At 66.8% G+C, this 22426-nt stretch carries 13 protein-coding genes; 7 read left to right on the top strand and 6 right to left on the bottom strand.

From position 1 onward, the window contains the following. The first annotated feature begins 238 nt into the window (after positions 1-238). Complete coding sequence (locus tag AC07VY_RS04045; protein WP_495096393.1) at positions 239-1294, top strand: porin; 1056 nt, start codon at positions 239-241, stop codon at positions 1292-1294. Between the two features lie 368 nt (positions 1295-1662). Further along, positions 1663-2745 carry a GTP pyrophosphokinase gene (locus AC07VY_RS04050; RefSeq protein ID WP_495096394.1) on the top strand — a complete coding sequence of 361 codons (1083 nt, stop codon included), beginning with the start codon at positions 1663-1665 and terminating at the stop codon, positions 2743-2745. A gap of 44 nt (positions 2746-2789) precedes the next feature. Here the strand turns inward: AC07VY_RS04050 and mltA are convergent, their stop codons facing one another. From mltA to AC07VY_RS04075, 5 genes are all read right to left on the bottom strand, one after another. After that, on the bottom strand, positions 2790-4016 hold the full coding sequence (mltA, locus tag AC07VY_RS04055) for a murein transglycosylase A (RefSeq protein ID WP_495096415.1): 1227 nt from the start codon (positions 4014-4016) through the stop codon (positions 2790-2792). 110 nt (positions 4017-4126) lie between these two features. Further along, positions 4127-4753, bottom strand: a complete 627-nt coding sequence (locus AC07VY_RS04060; protein ID WP_495096395.1) for a response regulator transcription factor — start codon at positions 4751-4753, stop codon at positions 4127-4129. A gap of 12 nt (positions 4754-4765) precedes the next feature. Continuing rightward, positions 4766-6760, bottom strand: a complete 1995-nt coding sequence (locus AC07VY_RS04065; protein WP_495096416.1) for a two-component system sensor histidine kinase NtrB — start codon at positions 6758-6760, stop codon at positions 4766-4768. A 5-nt stretch (positions 6761-6765) separates the two neighbouring features. Continuing rightward, entirely contained in the window at positions 6766-7581 is an 816-nt protein-coding gene (locus AC07VY_RS04070; RefSeq protein WP_495096396.1) for a carbon-nitrogen hydrolase family protein, read from the bottom strand. Continuing rightward, complete coding sequence (locus AC07VY_RS04075; protein WP_495096397.1) at positions 7578-11624, bottom strand: YhdP family protein; 4047 nt, start codon at positions 11622-11624, stop codon at positions 7578-7580. Before AC07VY_RS04075 ends, AC07VY_RS04070 begins: the two co-directional genes overlap by 4 nt. 34 nt (positions 11625-11658) lie before the next feature. Between AC07VY_RS04075 and glnE the strand changes: the two genes are divergently transcribed. From glnE to AC07VY_RS04100, 5 genes are all read left to right on the top strand, one after another. Further along, the gene (gene glnE / locus AC07VY_RS04080) at positions 11659-14433 is read left to right on the top strand and encodes a bifunctional [glutamate--ammonia ligase]-adenylyl-L-tyrosine phosphorylase/[glutamate--ammonia-ligase] adenylyltransferase (protein WP_495096398.1); all 2775 of its coding nucleotides are present in this window, start codon (positions 11659-11661) and stop codon (positions 14431-14433) included. Positions 14434-14555: 122 nt separating this feature from the next. Continuing rightward, on the top strand, positions 14556-16199 hold the full coding sequence (locus tag AC07VY_RS04085) for a sensor domain-containing diguanylate cyclase (RefSeq protein WP_495096399.1): 1644 nt from the start codon (positions 14556-14558) through the stop codon (positions 16197-16199). A gap of 181 nt (positions 16200-16380) precedes the next feature. Continuing rightward, on the top strand, positions 16381-17820 hold the full coding sequence (locus AC07VY_RS04090) for an efflux transporter outer membrane subunit (RefSeq protein WP_495096400.1): 1440 nt from the start codon (positions 16381-16383) through the stop codon (positions 17818-17820). A 25-nt stretch (positions 17821-17845) separates the two neighbouring features. Beyond that, complete coding sequence (locus AC07VY_RS04095; protein ID WP_495096401.1) at positions 17846-18997, top strand: efflux RND transporter periplasmic adaptor subunit; 1152 nt, start codon at positions 17846-17848, stop codon at positions 18995-18997. Positions 18998-19006: 9 nt separating this feature from the next. Beyond that, on the top strand, positions 19007-22123 hold the full coding sequence (locus tag AC07VY_RS04100; protein WP_495096402.1) for an efflux RND transporter permease subunit: 3117 nt from the start codon (positions 19007-19009) through the stop codon (positions 22121-22123). Positions 22124-22174: 51 nt separating this feature from the next. On the opposite strand, the gene AC07VY_RS04105 is transcribed toward AC07VY_RS04100, so the two are convergent. Further along, positions 22175-22426, bottom strand: a 252-nt coding sequence (locus AC07VY_RS04105) for a transposase (RefSeq protein WP_495119473.1), incomplete at its 5' end; no start/stop codon positions are given.

Consider the following 22426-nt stretch of genomic DNA (forward strand, 5'->3'; position numbering starts at 1 on the left):
TAACTTTGGCGAGGATGTGGTGCCACAACCGCCGGGAGTTATGCAGAGCATTCCTAGGTTTTAGGCAGGTTTTCACGCTCTGAAACCACGACCGGGCAGCACGCAGGCTGCCAAGGCATCTGACGTTCAGGGTTTTTACCGATGGGCATGTTCTTTATTCGTTCTTAGTATCGCCCAAGTCATCTGACGACTGACGTACTACCAATTCGAATAACTTTATCCATCGGAGACAAGGTTCATGCAAGCCAAATTACTAGCCACCCTGGTTCTAACCAGCCTCGCCGGCGCCGCCTCGGCCCAATCCAGCGTCACCCTGTACGGCATCGTCGATGCCTGGGTGGGCCAGACAAACCACAAGGTGGGCGCCACCCCGCCCGGCACGGGCTCGGTGGTGGACAGCGGCGGCGCGCAGGCCAGTCGCTGGGGCCTGCGCGGCTCCGAAGACCTGGGCGGCGGCCTGCAGGCCAGGTTCGTGCTGGAGCAAGGCATCAGCATCGACAATGGCAGCGTCAGCAAGGTCTCCAACTCGGACAACGGCTTTAACCGCGCGTCCTACGTGGGCCTGGCCGGTGACTTTGGCGAGCTGCGCCTGGGCCGCATGCTGACCGCGTTTGACGCACTGCGCGGCTCCACCAACCAGCTGTACGACTCATCGGGCTTTGCCTCGACCGGCCAGGTCTGGGGTGCGGGCAGCACCGCCGCCAACAGCCTGCCCGCCGTGACCGGTAGCGACTACCTGGCGCGCGGCAACAACACGGTCTACTACGCCAGCCCCTTCATTGGCCCGGTCAAGGGCTCGCTGAGCTACAGCGCCCCCGAAGGCGCCACCACCGCCACCGATGCGCCGCGCATGCTCACCGGCCACGTGGAATACACCTCGGGCCCGCTGCGCATAGGCTATGCGCGCCAGCTGGAGCACTACACCACTGGCGCCAACAAGTTCCATTTGGTCGCCGGCCACTACAACTTCGGCCCGGCCCGCCTGGTCGGCGCCATGCAACGCCAAAGCGACGAGCGCGCCACCGGCACGCAAAAATCCAGGGAATGGCAGCTGGGCCTGGACGCCCCGTTTGGCGCAGCCACCGTGGCCATAGGCTACGCCAGCGCAGTGACCGATAGCGGCGCGGGCCAAAAGGTGGTGGACGCCAGCGGCCTGAGCCTGATGGGCACCTACGATCTGTCCAAAAGCACCCGGCTGTACACCGCCTACCGCAGGCTGAAAGTGGATCACGCAGACGGCAGCGCTACGCTGGACGCATCGCGCCTGGGCGTGGGTGTGACTTACAAGTTCTGAGCGGCTCGCCGCGTTTTCAAAAATGGGCCTCCAGCGCAGATGGAACCTGCGCTGAGGCCTCTTTTTTCTTCCAGATACTTCTATGCGGTTTGAGGTGATGTGGATGCTTCTGACGCCCATGCGATCCCTGGCCGCATATCCCGGCCAGGGATACCTATGGCGTCCACAAGCCAAGCAGCGCCTACAAACCCAATCGACCGCTAGCGCAGAAGATAGCTGCACAATCAGCTATTAATTTAAGAGCAATAATCGATCCGCCCCCCGTACCATGCAGCGCCTGGTACGGGGGGCGAAGCCATGGGTTCTATGATGCGGGCACGCATCCACAATACACCTGACCGTGACCATCACGTTCCCATTTCTTGACCATGGCATCACTCCAATTTGACCAGGAAGAACAGCTCTTCACGGCGTTCTATTCCAACCAGGCGTCCCTGCTCGACACCATGTGCCAGAGCTTGCAAAGCCGCATCGCCGAGTTGCTGGGCGGTGCTGGCGGTGTCCAGGGGGTCAAGGTGGAGGGGCGGATCAAAGACCGCGATGAGTGCCTGCGAAAATTCACCAACAAATACCGTTATGCGTTGGAAGAGGCCAACCAGCCCTATGCGATCCAGGACCATCTGACGGATCTGATTGGTATCCGCGTCGTGTGCCTGTATGAAGACGAAATCTGGAAGATTGCAGAACAGATACGGCCCAGCTTCAGCGTGATCGAAATCTCCGACAAGATCGCCAAGGTGGAGGGCACCGACGATTCCTTCGGCTACAAGGGCCTGCACCTGGACCTGGGTTTTCGGGCCGAGGATGTGGGCCTGGCGCCCGACGCCACGCTGCATATCAGGCAGTTTGAGTTGCAGGTGCGCACCATCATCCAGGACTCCTGGAGCGTGCTGGACCACCAGATCAAGTACAAAAAATCGATCCCCAGCCCGCTCAAGCGACGCATCAATGTTTTAGCGGCGTTGTTCGAACTGGCCGACCGCGAGTTTCGGCAGATCCGCGATGAAACGGAAGCCGGCCTGCAGTCCGCCCCGGATGAATCGGCCGTGGCGGAAGCAACCCCCGACACCCGCGCCCCCACGCGCGACGGCCATGCGCAGAGCGAGCTCAATGCCTTCACCTTTCTGAAAATCGTGAACCACTTCTTCAAAGACTTTAGCTTTGAGCCGGCCAAGGTGGACAGCTTTGTGGAGAGCATCAAGTCTTGGTCGCCCAAGATCAACCGCAGCGAATTCAACTCCATCGTGCGCCACCAGATCGGGACGGTAAAGAAGTACAAGCTGTATTTCGAGGACCGCAACGACAGCCTCAAGTTCAACCCCTACACCGTGATCCGCCACTGCCTCTACCTGAGCGACAAAGACACCTACGAACTGGCCCTGCGCCGCAACGCCAAGGAGGCTTTTGATACCTGGTTGGCGCAAAACGCCCCGCCTGCGGCAGGGGTGTGAAATATGAGCCCCCGAACGCAGCGCGGCGATCGCAATGCACCGGCCTACTTAGGCCACAGCACCCATAGCTTCAGCGGCTGCTTCAGGCGGCCAGCCAGCTCGCCCGCCTCGGGGCCCCAGCCAGCGAAGTAGTCGGCGCGCACCGCGCCGACGATGGCGCTGCCGGTGTCCTGGGCCAGCACCAGCTTTTGCAGCTGCACGTTGGGGCCGCTGGAGGCCAGCCACACGGGGGTGCCGTAGGGGATGCTGGCCGGGTCCACCGCGATGGATCGGCCAGGGGTCAACGCCACACCCTGGGCGCCACGCGGGCCGAAGGCGGCATCGAATTCAGACAACACCTCTTCGCGGAAAAACACCATGCGCGGGTTGCTCCACAGCAGCTCGTTGACACGCTGCGGGTTCTGGGCGATCCAGGCCTTGATGCCGGGCCAGGTGGCGTCGCGCACCAGGCCCTGGTCCAGCAGCCAGCGGCCCACGCTCTTGTAGGGCTGGTCGTTGGTGCCGGCATAGGCCAGGCGCACCAGACGCTGGCTGCCGTCGGCCTCGGTGATGCGCAGCCGGCCCGAGCCTTGGATCTGCAGCACCAGCGCGTCCACCGGGTCGGCCAGCCAGGCGATGGCGCGGCCGGCCAGCTGGGCCTTGGCCTCGGGCAGGGTGTCCATCTCTTGCCGGGTGTACCAGGGCTTGCGCTGGCCCAGGGTGGCGGGCGGGCGGTACAGGGGCACGGCAGAGGCGCTGGTGGGGTTGCGGGTGGCATCCATCAGGGGCTCGTAGTAGCTGGTCAGCAGGCCCTCAGAACTGCCCTGCAGGGGCTCGACGCGGTAGGGCTGGAAGCGGGCCACCATCCAGGCGCGCTGTTCGTCGCCCGTGCCTATGCTGAGGCGGCGCACGTCCTTGCACAAGGCGGCGTGTACCGGGCTGGGGCGTTCGCAGCTTTTGATCCAGGCGTTCCAGGCCTCAAACAGCGGGTCTTGGGCGAAGCCGGGCAGCTCGGCCCAGCGCACGGGGGTCCAGCGGCTCTTGCCCTGCACGATGGGCGCGGGCAGCGGGCCGGTGTCGCCCGGTACCACGAAGGGCGGCGCTTCGGGCGCAGTCGGGGTGGCGGGCGGGCTGGGCTCAGGGGTGTAGTCGGGCATGCGGGTGGCGCAGGCGGCCAGGGTTCCTACAATCGCGGCCATCACAGATTGCTGAAGGAGTCGGTTCATGGTGTTGCTATTGCTTGAAGCGCTAGGGGCGGGCTTGTTACTGGTGCTGATAGTCTGGTGGACTATGTTCTCGGGCCGCAGCAATGGGGAAATAAGGGAGATTATCCAGCCCCCCAGCGAGCCCAAGGACTCTGAGGAAAAAAGGCCTCCAGCGCAGGAATAATCTGCGCAAGCAGCTACATCTTCTGTAGCAAGTTGGCCAATTCGACGGCCGACTTCACTTCCATCTTGTCGAACACCCGGGCGCGGTGCACCTCCACCGTGCGCACGCTGATGTCCAACTGATCGGCCACCAGCTTGTTCGGCAGGCCCTGCACCACCAGGCGCATGACGTCGCGCTCGCGCTCGGTCAGCTCGTCCACCCGGGTCTGCAGCTGGCTGCGGCTATGCAGCCGCTGCAGATGCTGGGCCGACTGCTGCAGCGCCTGCTCGATGCGGTCCACCAGCGCGTTGTCGGAAAACGGCTTTTCGCAGAAGTCAAAGGCTCCGCGCTTGACCGCGTCCACCGCGGTGGGCACATCGGCATGGCCGGTCAAGAAGATCACCGGCATGGCCGTATGCAGGCCCCGGGCCACCAGCTTGTCGAACAAGGCCAGGCCGCTCATGCCGGGCATGCGCACGTCCAGCAGCACGCAGCAGGCCTGGCGCGGCGTGAAGTCGGGGCCCAGCATGGCGTCGAACACTTCGGCGCTGGGAAAACTCTCGCTGAACAGGCGGCGCGAGCGCAACAGCCAGGACAGCGCGTCGCGCACGCTGGTGTCGTCGTCCACAATGAATACGGTGGCGTCTTGTATGGGTTGCATGGCGGGCTCCGTTTACTTCACCGTGGGCAGGGTGAATCGGAACACGGTACCACGCGGATAGTTGGCCTCGAATCCCAAGAATCCCCCATGCTGCTCCACCACCGTACGGCACAAACTCAGGCCCAGGCCCATGCCTTCCAGCTTGGTGGTGAAGAAGGGTGTGAACAGGCGCTGGGCCACGTCTTCGGGGATGCCGTCGCCCTGGTCCAGCACGGCGAACTCCAGCCAGCCGCTGGGCTGGGAGGCACGCAATGCCGCCCCGGCCAGGCTGACGCGCAGCACCAGCAGGCGCTGGCTAATGTTCGGCTGGTCCATGGCCTGCATGGCGTTGCGGGCCAGGTTCAGCAGCACCTGCTCGACCATGGTGCGGTCGCACAGCACGGCGGGCAGATGGGCCGGCAGCTCGGTCTGTACCTGCACGCCCAGCTTGCGGGCCTGCAGCTCCACCAGGGGCATGATGGCGTCCAGCAAGGTCTGCGGTGCCACGGCCTCGCGCGACTCGGCACGGCGGCGCACGAAGTCGTGCACGCTGCGTATCACCTTGCCTGCGCGCTCGGCCTGCTCGGCAATGCGGCGCATGGCCATGGCCAGGTCGGCGCCGTCCAGCGCGTCGGCCTGCAGCAAATTCAGCGAGCCGGTGGCGTAGCTGGAGATGGCGGCCAGCGGCTGGTTCAGCTCGTGGCTGAGCAGGGATGCCATCTCGCCCACGGTGGCCAGGCGGGCCGTGGCCTGCAGCCGGTCCTGGCTGGTGCGCGACAGCTCTTCGATCCGGCGCTGCTCAGTCAGGTCCACCACCGCGCTCATCCAGCCGGTTTGCGTGCCCTGGGCGTCGATCAAGGCGGCCTCGATGATCAGCACCGGGAAGCGGGTGCCGTCCTTGCGCATGAAGACCGAGCTGAAGCCCTCGCGCGGCGGCGCATTGCCGGCCAGGCGCACTTCCTGGCGCTGCTGGTATTCCTCGGCCAGGTCGGGTGGCCAGTAGGGGGCGGGCATGGCGTGGTCGGCCAGCTCTTCCACGCTGAAGCCCACCATCTGGCAAAACGCCGGGTTGACGTAGGTGATGCGGCCCTGCAGATCGCGCGCGCGCAGCCCGGTCAGCAGCGAATCCTCCATGGCCTTGCGAAACGCCAGGGCCTCGGCCAGGCCGCGCTCGGCGCGCTGGCGCAGCCGCGTGTCGCGCGCCAGCAGCACGGTGACAGTGATCAGCGCCAGCGACATCAGCGTCACCAGGGCCATCATCAGGTTGGGAAACACGCCGGGCGCGCCGCGCCAGCTGTCCAGCCGCACCACCAGGGTGTTGCCAGGCAGGTCCAGCAGCTGGCGGGCGGTGAACACCGGCGTGCCACGCCGCGCCACGCCGTTCAGCGCCAGGCGCGCGCCATCGGCCTCGGCAAACGACACTTCCTGGCTGCGCGTCAGCTGCCGGCCCACCAGGCCGGCCAGAATCTCCGGCAGCGAATAGGTGGCCACTACATAACCCGTGATGCCACCGCCCGCGGCCAAGGGCAGGCAGACCTCCATCACCTCCATACCCAGGCCGTCCTTCTGGGGCAAAAAGTAATTGGTGGAATAGGCCGCGCCATTGAAGCGGCGGGCCGTGGCGCAGCCCAGGGCTACATCGGCCTGGGCATAGCCACGGCCCAGCATGTCGAACGCGGGCGGACGAAACGGCGAATCCACTGCGGCCAGGGTGTCCATCGCCGGGGTGCGCCACTCCACGCGCAGCAGCTCGCGGTGCTCGCCCATGAACTGGGTGGCGTTGTCGGTCCAGATACTCGGTGAAGGATCGCGCGCATGCAGGGCCTGCAGGCTTTGCACATTGCGCGTGAGGCCGCTGCGGATATCGTTGACCACATCGGCGGCGTCGCGCTCCAGCTTTTCCTGCACCTGGCTGGCTTCAAAGCGCCCGGCCAGCCACACCAGGGTGACCAGCAGCAGCAGCATCAAGCCCAGCAGCAGCCCCCACAAGAACCAGCGGTGTCCCGCCGGGCCGCGTGGCCAGCGCAGGGCTTTCACAGAACCCGGTGCTCCAGCGCCGGCAGCTGGCGGCGGTAGCTGTCGCGTTGCGCGGCGTCCAGCAGGCCAGCCACCACGGCCTCGCCCTCGGCATGCTGGGCCAGCACGGTTCCCCAGGGGTCCACCAGCATGCTATGGCCCCAGGTGCGGCGGCCGTTCTCGTGCAGGCCGCCCTGGGCCGGGGCCAGCACATAGGCCAGGTTTTCCACCGCGCGGGTGCGCAGCAACAGCTCCCAGTGGGCCTGGCCGGTGGTGTGGGTGAAGGCGCTGGGCACCAGCAACACATCCGCGCCCTGGGCAGCGTAGCGCCGGTACAGCTCGGGAAAGCGCAGGTCGTAGCACACGCTCAAGCCGATGCGCCAACGCTGGCCGTCGCGCGCCACCAGCTCGAACAACACAGGCTCGCTGCCGGGCTCCAGCACACGCGACTCGTCAAAGCGCTCCTGCCCGTTGTCGAAGCGGAACAGATGGATCTTGTCGTAGCGCGCCACGCAGGCACCCGTGGCGTCGAACACCAGGCTGCTGTTGCGCACCCGGCTGCCGTCACCGATGGTCAACGGCAGCGTGCCGCCCACGATGCACATGCCCAGCTGGCGCGCGCTGCGGGCCAAAAAGTCCTGGATGGGGCCGCTGCCATAGGCCTCCTGGATCTGCAGCTTGTCGGTGTCCTTGCGGCCCAGCAGGCAAAAGTACTCGGGCAGCACGGCCAGCTCGGCGCGACCGGCCGCCGCCTCGGCCAGCAGTTGGCCGGCACGCTCCAGGTTCGCCGTCAGGCTGGTGCTGGAGACCATCTGGATGGCGGCGACTTTCATGGCGTGGTTCCTGGCTTGGGTGGCAGATCGGCTTTGCTTTCCGAGATCTTATGCGGCACCTTGGTGATTTTCGGGTCGGCCCAGGTGCCGTCGATATGGAATTCCTGCGTGGCGGCCTCGGTCAGGGGGCGGCGCAGGAACCACTGGGCCAGGAAGGAACCTATGCCGATGGCCGGGTTGATGACGGTGGCCACCAGCGAAGCCGTGCCGGCGTTGATCTCGGGCACCACCACCACCTTCAGGTTCTGCGTTTCGTTCGGGATGCTGGCGCTGCCTTCCATCAGCACGGCGGCGTTCACGCCCTTCATCTGCAGGTTGTTGGTGCTGGCCGTGCCCTGGTCTATGCGCACATCGCCACGGATGAAGTCGAACGCAAAGCCTTCGCTGAACACATCGCGGAAATCCAGCGTCAACCGGCGCGGCAGGGCCTGCAGGTTCAGCACGCCCAGCAGCTTGGCCAGGCCGGGGTCGGCCTTGAGGAACTGGCCGTTTTCCACCTCCAGATTGAACTGCCCGCCCAACGAGGGGTAGTCCAGCGACAGGGGCGAGCCTACCCAGGCCACCTGGCCCTCCATCTGCCCCTTGCCACGCCGGATCACACCGGCCATGCCCAGGCGGGTGAGCAGGGCACCGGCATCATTGATGTCCAGCTTGAAGTTCATTACCGAGCGGTGCGGCATATAGCCCGATGCCAGGCCCGGCGCCGCGGGCAGGGCCGCGCTGGCCAGCGCCGTCCAGTTGCCGGTGGCGCTGAGCTGGGCCTCCGGGGTGGTGATGATGAGCTTGTTCAGTCGCCAGTCGCGCATGCCGCGGTTGACCGCATCCACCTCCACCCGGCCCAGCTTCTTGCCCTTGAGCTCCAGCTCATCCACCACGATGTCCAGCGCCGGCACGCTCTCGGTGGGCTCGTCGAACAAGGTGTTGACCTCGGTGCTGGCGCTGGGCGTCAGGGTCAGGCGGGCCAGGCGGGCGTAGACGCGGCCGGGGCTACCGCCGCCAGGCTGGCGAAATTCCACATAGCCATTGAGCTCCTCGGCATCCACATTCCCATGCCAGGTCGTGCCCTGGCGGGTGCTATCCAGCACCAGGCGGTGCAGGGTGCGGCCATGGGCGGTGAGCGTATTGGCGCGCAAGTTCAAGGCTGTGGGCAGATAGGCGATCGCGTTCGGGTCCACCGCAGCCAGGCCGGTGGCGCCAGGGGTGGAAGCCAAAATACGATCCCAGGCATCGGTGTTGATGCTGTCCACGCGGATGTTCGCGGCCACGCCTTCTTCCGGCATGGCCACCGTCTCGCCCGCTGGCAGGCCCACAGCCATGCTGCCGCGCAGCACCCGGGGCTCGGGTCCGCTCACATCACGCACATAGGCCACACTACCGATACCGGCCAGGTCCAGGGACAGGCGGTCGCGCAGCGTGCCAGCCGGGCTGGGCAGCAGGGCGTTTTCAAACCGCAAGGGCATGGCAACCTCGGCCGACTTTTTATAGGGCGCAGGCAGGTCCAGGGCCATGCCTTGCAGCGTGCTGTTGACGGCCACTTCCAGCACCTGCTGGCGCAAGCCCAGCACCGCGGAATAGGCTGTGCTGCCGCTGATGCGAGCAGTCAAGCGCGACAAGCTACCCAGCCCCGGGGCCTGGCGCAGGCCGTCGGCCGTGGCCACGCCCTGCACGCGGAATTGCAGGCCCACATCGCGCGAGGCCACAGCGGCAGTCGGGTTGTTAGCCGCCGCCGGCGTCCGCGTGCCTCCGTCAATACGCGCCTCGCCCCCGAGCAAACGCGCCTGGCCGCCCGCCACGGTAAAGCCCGACTCGGTGAAATTCACCACGCCGCGCACCTTCTCCAGGCCCACGGTGCCGGGTACCACCTGCAAGTCGTTGCCGTTCAGCACCAGGCTGCCCTGGATCTTGCTCTGCTCGATCTTGTCTATCGGCAGCTGCAGCTGCAAGCGGATATCGGCCATGCCGGTGCCGCTGGCGCGGTCCAGTGCATGCTCGGTCAGCGCCGCCAGCGGGGAGCGCGCCATCGCGCCCAGCATATCGGGCAGGGGGCCGCGCCCCTGGCCCTTGAACACCACCACGGCATACTCCACATCGGCAATCTGCACCTCGGCCTGGCTGATGCGCAGGTTCGGCGCACCGGCCAGCACCGCGGTAGCCCGGTTGACCTGCAGAGAGCTGCGGTCCAGCACCAGCTCGCCCGACAGCTGCTCCAGCGCCGGCCAGGGCAGGCTGCCCGCGGGGTGCAGGCTGGGCGGCGAGTAGGCGTAAGTGGCGTTCTTTACCTCGGCCACCACGCGGAACTCGCCCTGCTGTGGCTTCAGAAAGGGGAAGTCGTGCAGATCCCCCTTGACGCGGAACTTCACCCGGTCCGAACTGCCGGCCACCAGGGCTTCGCGCAAGTAGTGGCGCGTCTCGGGCAGCGACAGCGGCAGGTAGCGGTGCACGCGTGCACCCTCGGCCCGGCTCAGCTGGCCTTGCAGGTCCAGCACGCCGGGGAAGCGCGAACGGCTGCCGGAGCGCGCCGGGTCGCTGGTGTGCCAGCTGGCCTGCAGCGTGCCTTCCAGGTCGGGGTTGGCAAAACGCATATCGCTGACCTGCACAGACAACGCCTTGCCATCGATCTTCCAGGCCAGGCCGGCCGACAACTGGTCCACCGGCAGCACGGGTTCTTCAAACACGCCGGGCAGCTCCAGTGCGCCCTGGGCGATCTGCAGACTGGCCTTGCCTGCGGCCTGGTTCACGTCAAAGTCCAGAGTGGCGCCACGCACGCCCAGCACCGCAGCACCACCCACGTCCAAGTTCGTCGCACGGCCCTTGGCCTGGAACTGCGTGGGCGCCGCCACATCGCCCTGCCAGCTGGCCTCGATGCGCTCAACCAGGCCTTTGGGGGCATAAGTATCCAGCGCCGTATGGACATCCGGGCCCAACGGCAGGCGCTCGGCAATCTGCGCCAGGGTCGCCAGGTCCAGGCGGTCGGCGCGCAGCTGGCCCTGGTTTTTTTGCACCCGGGCAAACACATTGCCGCCGGACCACTGCACGCCCGCGTCGGTAGTGAACTGCAGACCCTCGGTGCTGAACTCGACGCCGCCAGCCAGGGGGCGCCCGGCCAGGCGGCCCTGCAGCTGCTGCAAGGCCAGGGGCTGCAGATCGGCCCCCAGTTGAACGCGCACATTGGCCAGGGCCACGTCGGCCGTGGCGGCCTGCAGCTTGCCGTGCTGCAACTCGGCCCATAGCCGCAAAGCCCCCACACCCTGGGCCACGTCCAGGCCCAGGTCGGTGTATTGCCGCAGCTGCGACACATCCACCCGGGGCAGGCTGGCGTACACCGGGCCATCCCATTCCTTCCAACGGCCCCGGTGCACACTCAACAGCGGCTGACGGAACTGGGCCATGGCGCTGAAGCGCTCACCCCATTCGGCCGGCGGCGACGCGTCCAGGCGCAGGCTGTGGCGCAGGCCCTTGTTGCGCATCACAAAGTCCACCGCGCTCAAAGCCAGCGGTGGGGCGCCGCGCTGCTCGTCGGTCCAGCGCACGGTGCCACCGCGCACCACCAGCTCGGTCTGGGAAAACAACCAGTCCAGCGCCCGGGTGTCCTGGCTGTCGCCGCGCGACACATCCAGCCCGGCCACCAGCAGGCGGCCATCGGCGCTGCGGCGCACATCCAGTTCGGGCTGGTCTATCACCAGTTGTTCAAACCCCAGCTTCAGCAGCGAGGCGGGCGACAAGGCAGCCAACACGCGCGGCAAGCGCAAGGCTTCACGGCCCTGCGGGTCCAATATGGCCACGTCGCGCAGCTCCACCGACGGTATCCAGCCCGTGGAATGTGCAGAAATCGAGCCTATGCGCACCGGCAACCCCACAGCCAGGCTGGCCTGCGCTTCCAGCTGCGGGCGAAACTCGCCGATTCGCGGCACAATCCAGCCGTGCAAGGCCCCCCAAGCGATGGCCAACACCAACCACGCCGCCGCTACCAGGCCCAGGCCCCAGGGCGCTGCCTTGGCAGCCAGTCGCAGCAGACGCGTAGGTTGGGGCTTAGATTCAGTCATTGGACACATGGATGCAACAAGAATTATCACTCCCATGCTTCGCCCCCCTGTGGCGCAGCCCAAGCGAAACGGTGAAGTTTTGTTAATAAGCCAGCCCCCCACCTCCCCTCTGTCGGAGCATTCGCGCTTTGTGCAGCGCCTGCGCCGCCGTTATGCCGATCAGCTGGACCTGCTGCCGCCCGGCCCGCCGACCTACGACAGCATGCAATACACCCTGGCTGCCCTGTTGGCCCAGGGCCTGGAACTAGGCGCCGCCCTGCGCAGCCTGCGCCAGCTGGTGATGGAGCGCCTGGTCAGCCTGGACTGTGACGAACAGGCTCCGCTGGCCGTGGTGACCCACGCGGTCACCGTGCTGGCCGAAATCGCCCTGGACGCCGCCTGCACCTACGCACAGCAGACCCTGGACGCCCAGCACGGCATGCCCCTGGGCCCGGACGGCCAGCGCGCCCAGCTGTGGGTCATCGGCATGGGCAAGCTGGGGGCGCGCGAGCTGAATGTGTCCAGCGACATCGACCTGATCTACATCTACAACACCGAGGGCGAAACCGCCGGCACACCCGAGGGCCGGGGCCGCATCTCCAACCACGAGTACTTCGGCAAAGCGGTCAAGACCATTTACGCCCTGGTGGGTGACACCACCGAGCACGGCTTTGTGTTCCGCGTGGACCTGGCGCTGCGTCCGCATGGCAACTCCGGCCCGGTGGCCTTGTCGCTGGACGCACTGGAAGACTATCTGCAGCAGCAAGGCCGCGAATGGGAGCGCTTTGCCTGGCTCAAAAGCCGGGTGGTGGCGCCGCGCGCCTGCATCCAGGACGCCTGCGCGCTGCGCGGTGTGGTGCTGCCCTTCGTGTTCCGCCGCTACCTAGACTACAGCGTGTTCGACGCCCTGCGCAACCTGCACCAGCAGATCCGCGAACACTCGGCGCGGCGTAGCGCCGGCCGGCCCGAACGCGCCAACGACGTGAAGCTGTCGCGCGGCGGCATACGCGAGATCGAATTCACCGTACAGCTGCTGCAGGTGGTGCGCGGCGGCCAGTTCCCCGAGCTGCGCACCCGCCCCACGCTGGATGCGTTGCAGCGCCTGGCCCGCGCCGGCCTGATGCCCCAGGCCACCGCCGACGCACTGGCCCAGGCCTATTCTTTCTTACGCCGGGTGGAGCACCGCATCCAGTACCTGGACGACCAGCAAACCCATGTGCTGCCCACCGCCGACGAAGACCTGGCCTGGATCGCCCACACCATGGGCTACCCCGACTGCTGCGCCTTCCTGTGCGAGCTGGATAGCCACCGTGAACGCGTGGCGCAAGAGTTCGACACCCTGCTGGGCGGCGCGGGCAAAAAAGAATGCAAGGGCGGCAGCTGCAAAGGCGCCAAGAGCATGGGCAGCAACGACCTGGGCAATGTCCCGGACCTGGCCACCCTGGCTGAACAATTGCAAGAACCTCTGCGCGCGCGCCTGCTGCAATGGGCCGAAAACAGCCGCATCCAGGCGCTGCGTGACGCTCCCCGCGCCCGCCTGTCGCGCCTGGTGCAGCGCACCGCCGGCTGGCTGCGCGACGGCACGGCCAGCGAAGAAGGCGCGTTGCGCTGGATGGACTGGATCGAATCCCTGCTGCGCCGTGAAAGCTACCTGGCCCTGCTGCTGGAGCGCCCGGCCATCCACCAGCGCCTGCTGCGCCTACTGGGCGCGGCCCGCTGGCCGGCCCGCTACCTGCAGCAACACCCGGGCGTGATCGACGAACTGGCCGCGGACACCATGCTGTCCGAGCGCTTTGTGCCCGCCGAATTCGAGGCCGAACTCGAAGCCCGCCGCGCCGCCCTAAAGTCCACCCAGGAAGACGACGACGAAACCCTGCTCAACCTGCTGCGCCGCGCCCACCATGCCGAGCTGTTCCGCACCCTGGCGCGCGACGTGGAAGGCCGCACCAGCGTGGAACAGGTGGCCGACGACCTGAGCGCACTGGCCGATGTGGTGCTGCGCGTCACCGCCCGCTGGTGCTGGCAGCGCCTGAAAAACCGCCACCTGGACGAACCGCGCTTTGCCGTCATCGGCTACGGCAAGCTGGGCGGCAAGGAACTGGGCTACGGCAGCGACCTGGACATTGTTTTTGTCTACGAGGACGAGGACGACCGCGCCCCCGAGGCCTATGCCAACCTGGTGCGCAAGCTGATCAACTGGCTGAGCGTGAAGACCGCCGAGGGCGACCTGTTCGAGATCGACACCGCGCTGCGCCCCAACGGCAACTCTGGCCTGCTGGTCACCACCTTGAACGCCTACGCCAGCTACCAGCAAGGCCGTGGCAGCAACACCGCCTGGACCTGGGAACACCAGGCCATGACGCGCGCGCGCTGCGTGCTCGGCCCGGCCGATATGCACCAGCGCTTCGACGCCGTGCGCCAGGCCGTCATCACCGCGCCGCGCGACCTGCCTGCGCTGCAGGCCGAGATCGTGGCCATGCGCAACAAGGTACGTGGCGCCCACCCGGTGCGCGGCGGCCAGTTCGACGTGAAGCACAGCCCCGGCGCCATGGTGGACGCCGAATTCGCCGTGCAATACCTAGTGCTGGCCCACGCGGCCCAACACCCGGCACTGCAGGACAACGTGGGCAATATCGCCCTGCTACAGCGCGCCGAAACCGTGGGCCTGCTGCCCCCTGGCGTAGGCATGGCGGCCGCCAATGCCTACCGCGTGCTGCGCAAGGTACAGCACCACGCACGCCTGAATGAAACCCCCACCCAGGTAGCACCCGAGCCGCTGCAGGCCGAGCGGGACGCGGTGCTGACGCTGTGGCATGCGGTGTTTGGCTAAGCACCGTTCAAGACCTCTGAGCCCTGAATCCGGCGGCCCCTCCCGCCAGATTTTTGTCCGCATTGCTATGCCCCCGATACAGCGCTAAGCTGTGCCGCTATGCATACCTTCGCGTTTGCGCCATGGGCCCATTGAGACAAGGTCCGCTTGCTCGGCTGGCCCAGAGCGGGCTTGGTATAGGCCCGCGCATCGTCGCCCTGTTTGTGCTGGTATTCGGGCTGATGGGCGGGCTGGGCCTGATGCTGATGCAAAGCAAGCTGCTGCCCGCCTTCGACGCCATCGAAAAGCACTTTGCCCAAGACAGCGTCAAGCGCGTGGCCAGCGGCTTTGACGAGCAGCTCGCAGCCCTCAGCATCCTCAACCACGACTGGGCTTTCTGGGACGAGCTGTACAGCCACATGCAGCAGCGCAGCAAAGCCTTTGAAGACAGCAACCTCAGCGATGCCGCCATGCTGACCTCGCATCTGAACGCCGTGCTGCTGGTAGACCAGCAGGGCCAGCTGGTTGGTATGGGCAGGCGCCCCCAGAGTGACGGCAGCCTGGTGCATGCAGAGCAGGTGTTGGCCCCCCTGCAGCGCCGCTGGGCCGCCCATCCCTGGCAGTCCAGGCCCACCGAATGCGGGCTGACGCAGGCCGGCAAGATCCTGTCCGCCGTGTGCTGGACGCCCATCGTGCACAGCGACGGCCAGGGCACTGCCGCCGGCCTGGTGGTGATGGTGCAGGAGCTGGACGACGGCGCCATGGCCGTCATCGCACAAAACGCCGGCGCCGCCTTTTCCATAGAACCGCACGCCGAGGAACCCAACAGCCCCGGCGCGGTCGAGCTGGCCTGGGAGCTGCCCAAGTTCAAATACTTCAGCAACCGCCAGGTGCATGCCACCTACGAGCCCCAGAACATCACCTTGCACTACCTGCTGCGTGACCTGGAAGACAAGCCCCTTTCCACCGTGCACATGAACCTGCCGCGCAACCTGGCCCTGCAGGCCCAGCGCATCCTGCAAGAAGTAGCCTGGCAGCTCGCCGCGCTGGCCCTGGTCACCGGCCTGGTGTTGCTGCTGGCCATACACCACTGGCTGGTGCGCCCCATCCGCCAGCTACAGGCCGATCTGGCCACGATGACCTCCTCACGGCGCTGGGACCGCATACTCACTGCCAAGCGGCCCGATGAAATCGGCGCACTGACCCAGGGGGTGAACGCCCTGCTGCAGGTGCTACACAGCCAGGTGGATGCGCTGGAGACACTGTCCAGTACCGATGCGCTCACCGGCATCGCCAACCGCCGCCAGTTCGACGAGCGCCTGGCCTACGAGATCGTGCGCCTGGCGCGCCGGCCCGCCCCCTTGTCCTTGCTGGTGCTGGACGTAGACCACTTCAAACGCTACAACGACCTGTATGGCCACCCCATGGGCGATGTGGCCCTGCAGAAGGTCGGCACGCTGCTGAAAGACCTCTGCCGCCAGCAAGACCTGCCAGCCCGCATAGGCGGCGAAGAGTTCGCCCTGCTGCTGCCCGAAACCGATGCGGCGGGCGCCATCGCCATGGCAGACAAATGCATGCTGGCCCTGGCGGCAATGGCCCTGCCGCACGACAGCTCGCCCACCGACCGCTACCTGACATTCAGCATCGGCATCGCCACCTGCGAAACCGGCCAGCGCGGCGACGCCAACCTGTTGCGGATACAGGCCGACGAAGCGCTCTACGCCGCCAAGAACCTGGGCCGCAACCGCGTCTGCCACCGCGACCAGGTGGGCCCCCCGGCCGCCTGAGAAGCTGTGGTTTTGACATAAATCGACACAATCCGATACGCGGCTGCGAAAACACCAAGCGCCGTCTCTGGCACCATGGCGGCGCGGCGTCCACCCCTTGGCGGACATATGCCAGCCAGGCTTTCTACAAGCCAGGTTCCCCCCATTACGATAGGCCCCCCATCCCCCAGGAGCTTTCTGCATGCATGTGCCCCGATGGACTCTTTTGTGCAGCCTGCCGCTGTGGCTCGCAGCCTGCGCCAGCACGCCGCCGCCGGCCCCCAGCGTTGCGGCCGTAGCGCCCGCGCAGTGGCAGGCGGCACTGCCTTCCACCATGCCCCACCACGGTGACCTGGGCGACCTGGCCAGTTGGTGGCAGCGGCTGGACGACCCGCTGCTGGTGCAGTTGATTGAAGCCGCGCAAAACGTCAGCCCCACGGTGGCCTCGGCCGCCTCGCGCATCACCCAGGCCCGCGCCACCGCCGTGGGCGCGGGCGCCGCGCTGGGCCCCACGCTGGACGCATCGGCCAGCGTCAGCCGGGGTATTTCGCAACCCGCCACACCCGTCGCCACCACGCTGCAAGGCGGGCTGCAGGCAGCCTGGGAGATCGACCTGTTTGGCACCCAGCGTGCCGCGTTGAACGCCGCCCAGGCACGCCAACAGGGCGCCCAGGCGCTGTGGCATGACGCCCGCGTGTCGGTGGCCGCCGAGGTGGCCAACCAGTACGTCAATGTGCGCGCCTGTGCCCTGCTGCGCGGCCTGGCCGGCCAAGACGCCCGCTCGCGCCAGGAGACGGCCCGCCTCTCCAACCTGAGCACCCGCGCCGGCTTCACCGCCCCGGCGGTGGACGCGCTGGCCCGCGCCAGTGCCGCCGAGGCGAATAACCGCCTCAACCAACAGCTCACGCAGTGCGATCTGTACCTGAAGGCCATGGTGGCGTTGACCGCGCTGCCCGAGGCAGACTTAGCACAAAAGCTGGCTGCAGCGCCCGCACCTTCTACGCAGATAGCTCTGTTTTCCATAGCATCCATCCCGGCCCAGGCACTGGCCCAGCGGCCCGATGTATTCAGCGCCGAGCGCGACGTGGCCGCCGCCAGCTTCGACGTGGGCAACGCCCAGGGCCAACGCTACCCGCGCCTGGCCTTAAGCGGCAACATCGGCGCCCTGAGCTACCGCACCGGCGGCGGCAATGTGGACATGAACACCTGGTCCATAGGCCCCTTGAGCCTGTCGCTGCCGCTGTTTGACGGCGGCGTGCGCAGCGCCAACATCGACGCCGCCCAGGCCCGTTACACCGAGGCCGTGGCCCTGTACCAAGCCAAGGTGCGCCAGGCCGTGCGCGAGGTAGAGGAGGCCCTGGTCAACCTGCGCAGCAGCGACGACCGCATGGCCGACACCCAGACCGCTGCCGCCGGCTACCAGGCATCGTACGAGGCCACCCAGGCCCGCTACAAAGCCGGCCTGGCCAGCCTGCCCGAACTCGAAGACGCGCGCCGCAACGCCCTGGCCGCCGACACCAACGTCATCGCCCTGCAGCGCGAGCGCCTGCTGGCCTGGGTCGCCCTGTACCGCGCCGTGGGCGGCGGCTGGGCCGGCCCCGATGCCAACACCACCGCCAGCACCGCAAACACTGCGCAATAGCCCTGACACACCCTGGACACACCGCATGACTTTCAAACCCAACGCTATCGTTTTCGCAGCTGCTTGCGCACTGTCTATCTGCGCTGCAGGTCTTTTTTCCATAAATTCCCAAGCGGCGGATGACAAGCCCAAGGCCCAGCCCAAGCCGGCGCTTAGCGTCACCACCGTGCAGCCACAGGCGCTGGCCTGGCCGCTGCAGCTCAGTGCCAACGGCAACGTCGCCGCCTGGCAGGAGGCCAGCATCGGCAGCGAGGCCGCCGGCCTGCGCCTGCAGGAGGTGCGCGCCAATGTGGGCGACGTGGTGCGTGCCGGCCAGGTGCTGGCCATCTTTGCCGCCGAGAGCGTGCAGGCCGACCTGGCCCAGGCCAAGGCCAATCTGCTGGAGGCCGAGGCCAATGCGCTGGACGCCAGCGGTAACGCCGCCCGCGCCCGCACCCTGCAAAGCACCGGCGCCCTGAGCGAGCAGCAGATCAACCAGTACCTGACCACCGAGCAGGTCGCCAAGGCACGCGTCGAGGCCGCCAAGGCCACGGTAGTGGTGCAGCAGCAGCGCATGAAAAACACCACGGTGCTGGCGCCCGACAGCGGCGTCATCAGCGCCCGCAGCGCCACCGTGGGCGCCGTGCTGGGCAGCGGCACCGAGCTGTTCCGCATGGTGCGCCAGGGCCGGCTGGAGTGGCGCGCCGAGGTCACCGCCAGCGAGCTGGAACGCATACGCGCAGGCACCAACGTGCAGGTCAGCACGGCCAACGGCACGCCGGTCAAAGGCAAGGTGCGCATGGTCGCCCCCACGGTGGATACGCAAACCCGCGCCGGCCTGGTCTATGTGGACCTGCCTGCGGGCAATGCCCTGAAAGCCGGCATGTTCGCCAAGGGCGCGTTCGAACTCGGCCAGACCAATGCGCTGACCGTGCCGCAAACCACCGTGGTGGTGCGCGACGCCTTCAGCTACGTCTACCGGCTGAACGCCGACAAGCGCGTCACGCAGATCAAGGTGCAAACCGGCCGGCAAATCGGCGACCGGGTCGAGCTGCTGAGCCCGCTGCCGCCCGACGTACAGCTGGTGGCCAGCGGCGCCGGTTTCCTGAACGACGGCGACCTGGTGCGCGTGCTGGAGACTTCCAAGCCCAATACGACCGCAGCGCAGGCAGCTCCTGCGGTAGCAGCTAGCAAATAAGGAGCATTTATGAATGTCTCCGCCTGGTCCATCAAGAACCCCATTCCGGCGGTCATGCTCTTCGTGATGCTGACCTTTGCCGGCCTGCTGTCCTTCAACGCGATGAAGGTGCAGAACTTCCCTGACATCGACCTGCCCACAGTCACCGTCACCGCGTCCCTGCCCGGCGCCGCGCCGGCGCAGCTGGAAACCGAGGTGGCCCGCAAGATCGAGAACTCCATCGCCACCGTGCAGGGCCTGAAGCACATCTACACCTCGGTGAAGGATGGCGGCGTGGTCGTCACCGCTGAGTTCCGGCTGGAGAAGCCGGTGCAAGAAGCGGTGGACGATGTGCGCTCCGCCGTAGCCACGGTGCGCAGCGACCTGCCCGCCGATGTGCGCGACCCCATCGTCGCCAAGATGGACATGGCGGCCCAGCCGGTGCTGGCCTTCACCATCACCAGCCCCAAGATGGACGACGAGGCCCTGTCTTGGTTTGTCGATAACGACGTCACGCGCAAGCTGCTGGCCGTGCGCGGCGTGGGCGCGGTGAGCCGCGTGGGCGGCGTGACGCGCGAGGTGCGCGTGTCGCTGGACCCACTGAAACTGCAGGCCCTGGGCGCCACCGCCGCCGACATCTCGCGCCAGCTGCGCCTGGTGCAACTGGACAGCGCTGGCGGCCGTGCCGACCTGGGCAGCGGCGAGCAACCCGTGCGCACCCTGGCCACGGTACAAACCGCCCAGGAGCTAGGCCAGCTGCAGCTGGCGCTGAGCGACGGCCGCCGCATCCGCCTGGACCAGGTGGCCACCGTGAGCGACAGCACCGCCGAGCAACGCTCCGCCGCCTTGCTCAACGGCAAGCCGGTAGTCGGTTTTGAAGTCTCGCGCAGCCGGGGCGAGAGCGAGGTGTCCGTCGGCGCAGCGGTAGAAAAGGCGCTGGATGAACTCAAGGCCCAGCACCCCGACGTCACGCTCACCGAGTCCTTCAACTTCGTGGCCCCGGTGCAAGAGGAATACACCGGCTCCATGCATCTACTGTACGAGGGCGCCATCCTCGCCGTGGTGGTGGTGTGGCTGTTTCTGCGCGACTGGCGCGCCACTTTTGTGTCGGCCGTGGCGCTGCCGCTGTCGGTGATTCCGGCCTTCATCGGCATGGCCTGGCTGGGCTTCTCGGTGAACGTGATCACGCTGCTGGCGCTGTCGCTGGTGGTGGGCATTCTGGTGGATGACGCCATCGTCGAGGTGGAGAACATCGTGCGCCATCTGCGCATGGGCAAGACGCCCTACCAGGCAGCCATGGAGGCGGCGGACGAGATCGGCCTGGCCGTCATCGCTACCACCTTCACCCTGGTGGCGGTGTTCCTGCCCACGGCCTTCATGAGCGGCATTGCCGGCAAGTTCTTCAAGCAGTTTGGCTGGACCGCCGCGCTGGCCGTAGTGGCATCGCTGGTGGTGGCGCGGGTGCTGACGCCAATGATGTCGGCCTACATTCTCAAGCCCATCGTCACCGCGGAGAAGGAGCCCGGCTGGCTGCGCGTCTACATGCGCTGGGCCGCCTGGTGCCTGAAGCACCGGGTGCTGACCATGGTCGGCGCCACGCTGTTTTTCATCGGCTCGGTGATGCTGATCCCGCTGCTGCCCACCGGCTTCATCCCGCCCGACGACAACTCGCAAACCCAGGTCACGCTGGAGCTGCCGCCCGGCTCCACCCTGGCGCAAACCAGCGCGGTGGCCGAGCAGGCGCGCCTGCTACTGGCCCAGCTGGAAGATGTGAAAAGCATCTACACCACCGTGGGTGGCGGCAGTGTGGGCGGCGACCCGTTTGCGCCCGCCGGCACCGCCGAAACCCGCAAGGCCACGCTGACCATCACCCTGACCGACCGCGGCGCACGGCCGCGCAAACAGGTGATTGAAAACCGCATGCGCGCCACGCTGGAGGCCCTGCCCGGCGTGCGCAGCAAGGTGGGCCTGGGCGGCTCGGGCGAGAAGTATGTGCTGGTGCTCAGCGGCGAAGACCCGATGGCCCTGCAAGAGGCCGCCATGGCCGTGGGCAAGGATTTGCGCACCATCCCCGGCCTGGGCAGCGTGGCCTCCACCGCCAGCCTGATACGCCCAGAAATCGCCGTACGCCCCGACTTCGCGCGCGCCGCCGACCTGGGCGTGACCAGCAACGCCATCGGCGAAACCCTGCGCATCGCCACCGTGGGCGACTACGACACCTCGCTACCCAAGCTCAACCTGTCGCAGCGCCAGGTGCCCATCCTGGTCAAGCTGGATGACGCCGCGCGCAAAGACCTGGCCGTGCTGGAACGCCTGGCCGTGCCCGGTAGCAAAGGCCCCGTCATGCTGGGCCAGGTGGCCACGCTGCAGACCACCGGCGGCCCGGCCGTCATCAGCCGCTATGACCGCACGCGCAACGTCAATTTTGAAATCGAACTGTCCGGCCTGCCGCTGGGCGACGTGACCGCCGCCGTGCAAAAGCTGCCCTCCATCCAGCAGCTCCCCCCCAGCGTGAAAGTGGTGGAGGTGGGCGACGCGGAAGTGATGGGCGAGCTGTTCGCCAGCTTCGGCCTGGCCATGCTGACCGGCGTGCTGTGCATCTACATCGTGCTGGTGCTGCTGTTCAAGGACTTCCTGCACCCGGTAACGATTTTGTGCGCGCTGCCGCTGTCGCTGGGCGGCGCCTTCGTGGGCCTGCTAATCGCGCAAAAGAGCTTCTCCATGCCCTCGCTGATCGGCCTGGTGATGCTGATGGGCATCGCCACCAAGAACTCCATCCTGCTGGTCGAATACGCCATTGTCGCCCGTAGAGACCACGGCATGACCCGCGTCGAAGCGCTGCTGGACGCCTGCCACAAACGCGCCCGCCCCATCATCATGACCACCCTGGCCATGGGCGCCGGCATGCTACCCATCGCCCTGGGCTGGGGTGCCGCCGACAGCAGCTTCCGCAGCCCCATGTCGGTGGCCGTGATTGGCGGCCTCATCACCTCCACTGTGCTCAGCCTGCTGGTGGTGCCTGCCGTGTTCACCTACATCGACGACCTGGAGCACTGGTTCAAGCGCATGGGGGCGAAGCTGCGCGGGAAACCGGCCCCGGGGCCCGCCCAGCTGCCCCCGGCACCGCAGCCCAAGGCGCTATCGTAATGAGAGCTTCTGGCGCAGATACTACCTGCGCTAGCGGCCCTTTTTGCCTGATTAGCTACTTGCCTCAGAGTATCGAAGAACAGTCAATGGAAGTGGCTGGGTCGTCACAGCCGCGCGCAGCAGACGCGGCAGCATGGCGGCCAAGTCAAATCTGCGGTTGAAGCGGTACGCAAACTCGGCTAGGTAGCGCGCAGCGTACTTGGCATATGCCACCGAATGGTAGGTCCCACTCAGCGCCGTCTTCACGTTGCCCAGTACCGTATTCACCCATTTGAACGCGGGCATCTGGGCCGCTTGTCGGCC

The sequence above is a fragment of the Rhodoferax sp. GW821-FHT02C08 genome, from assembly GCF_059421805.1.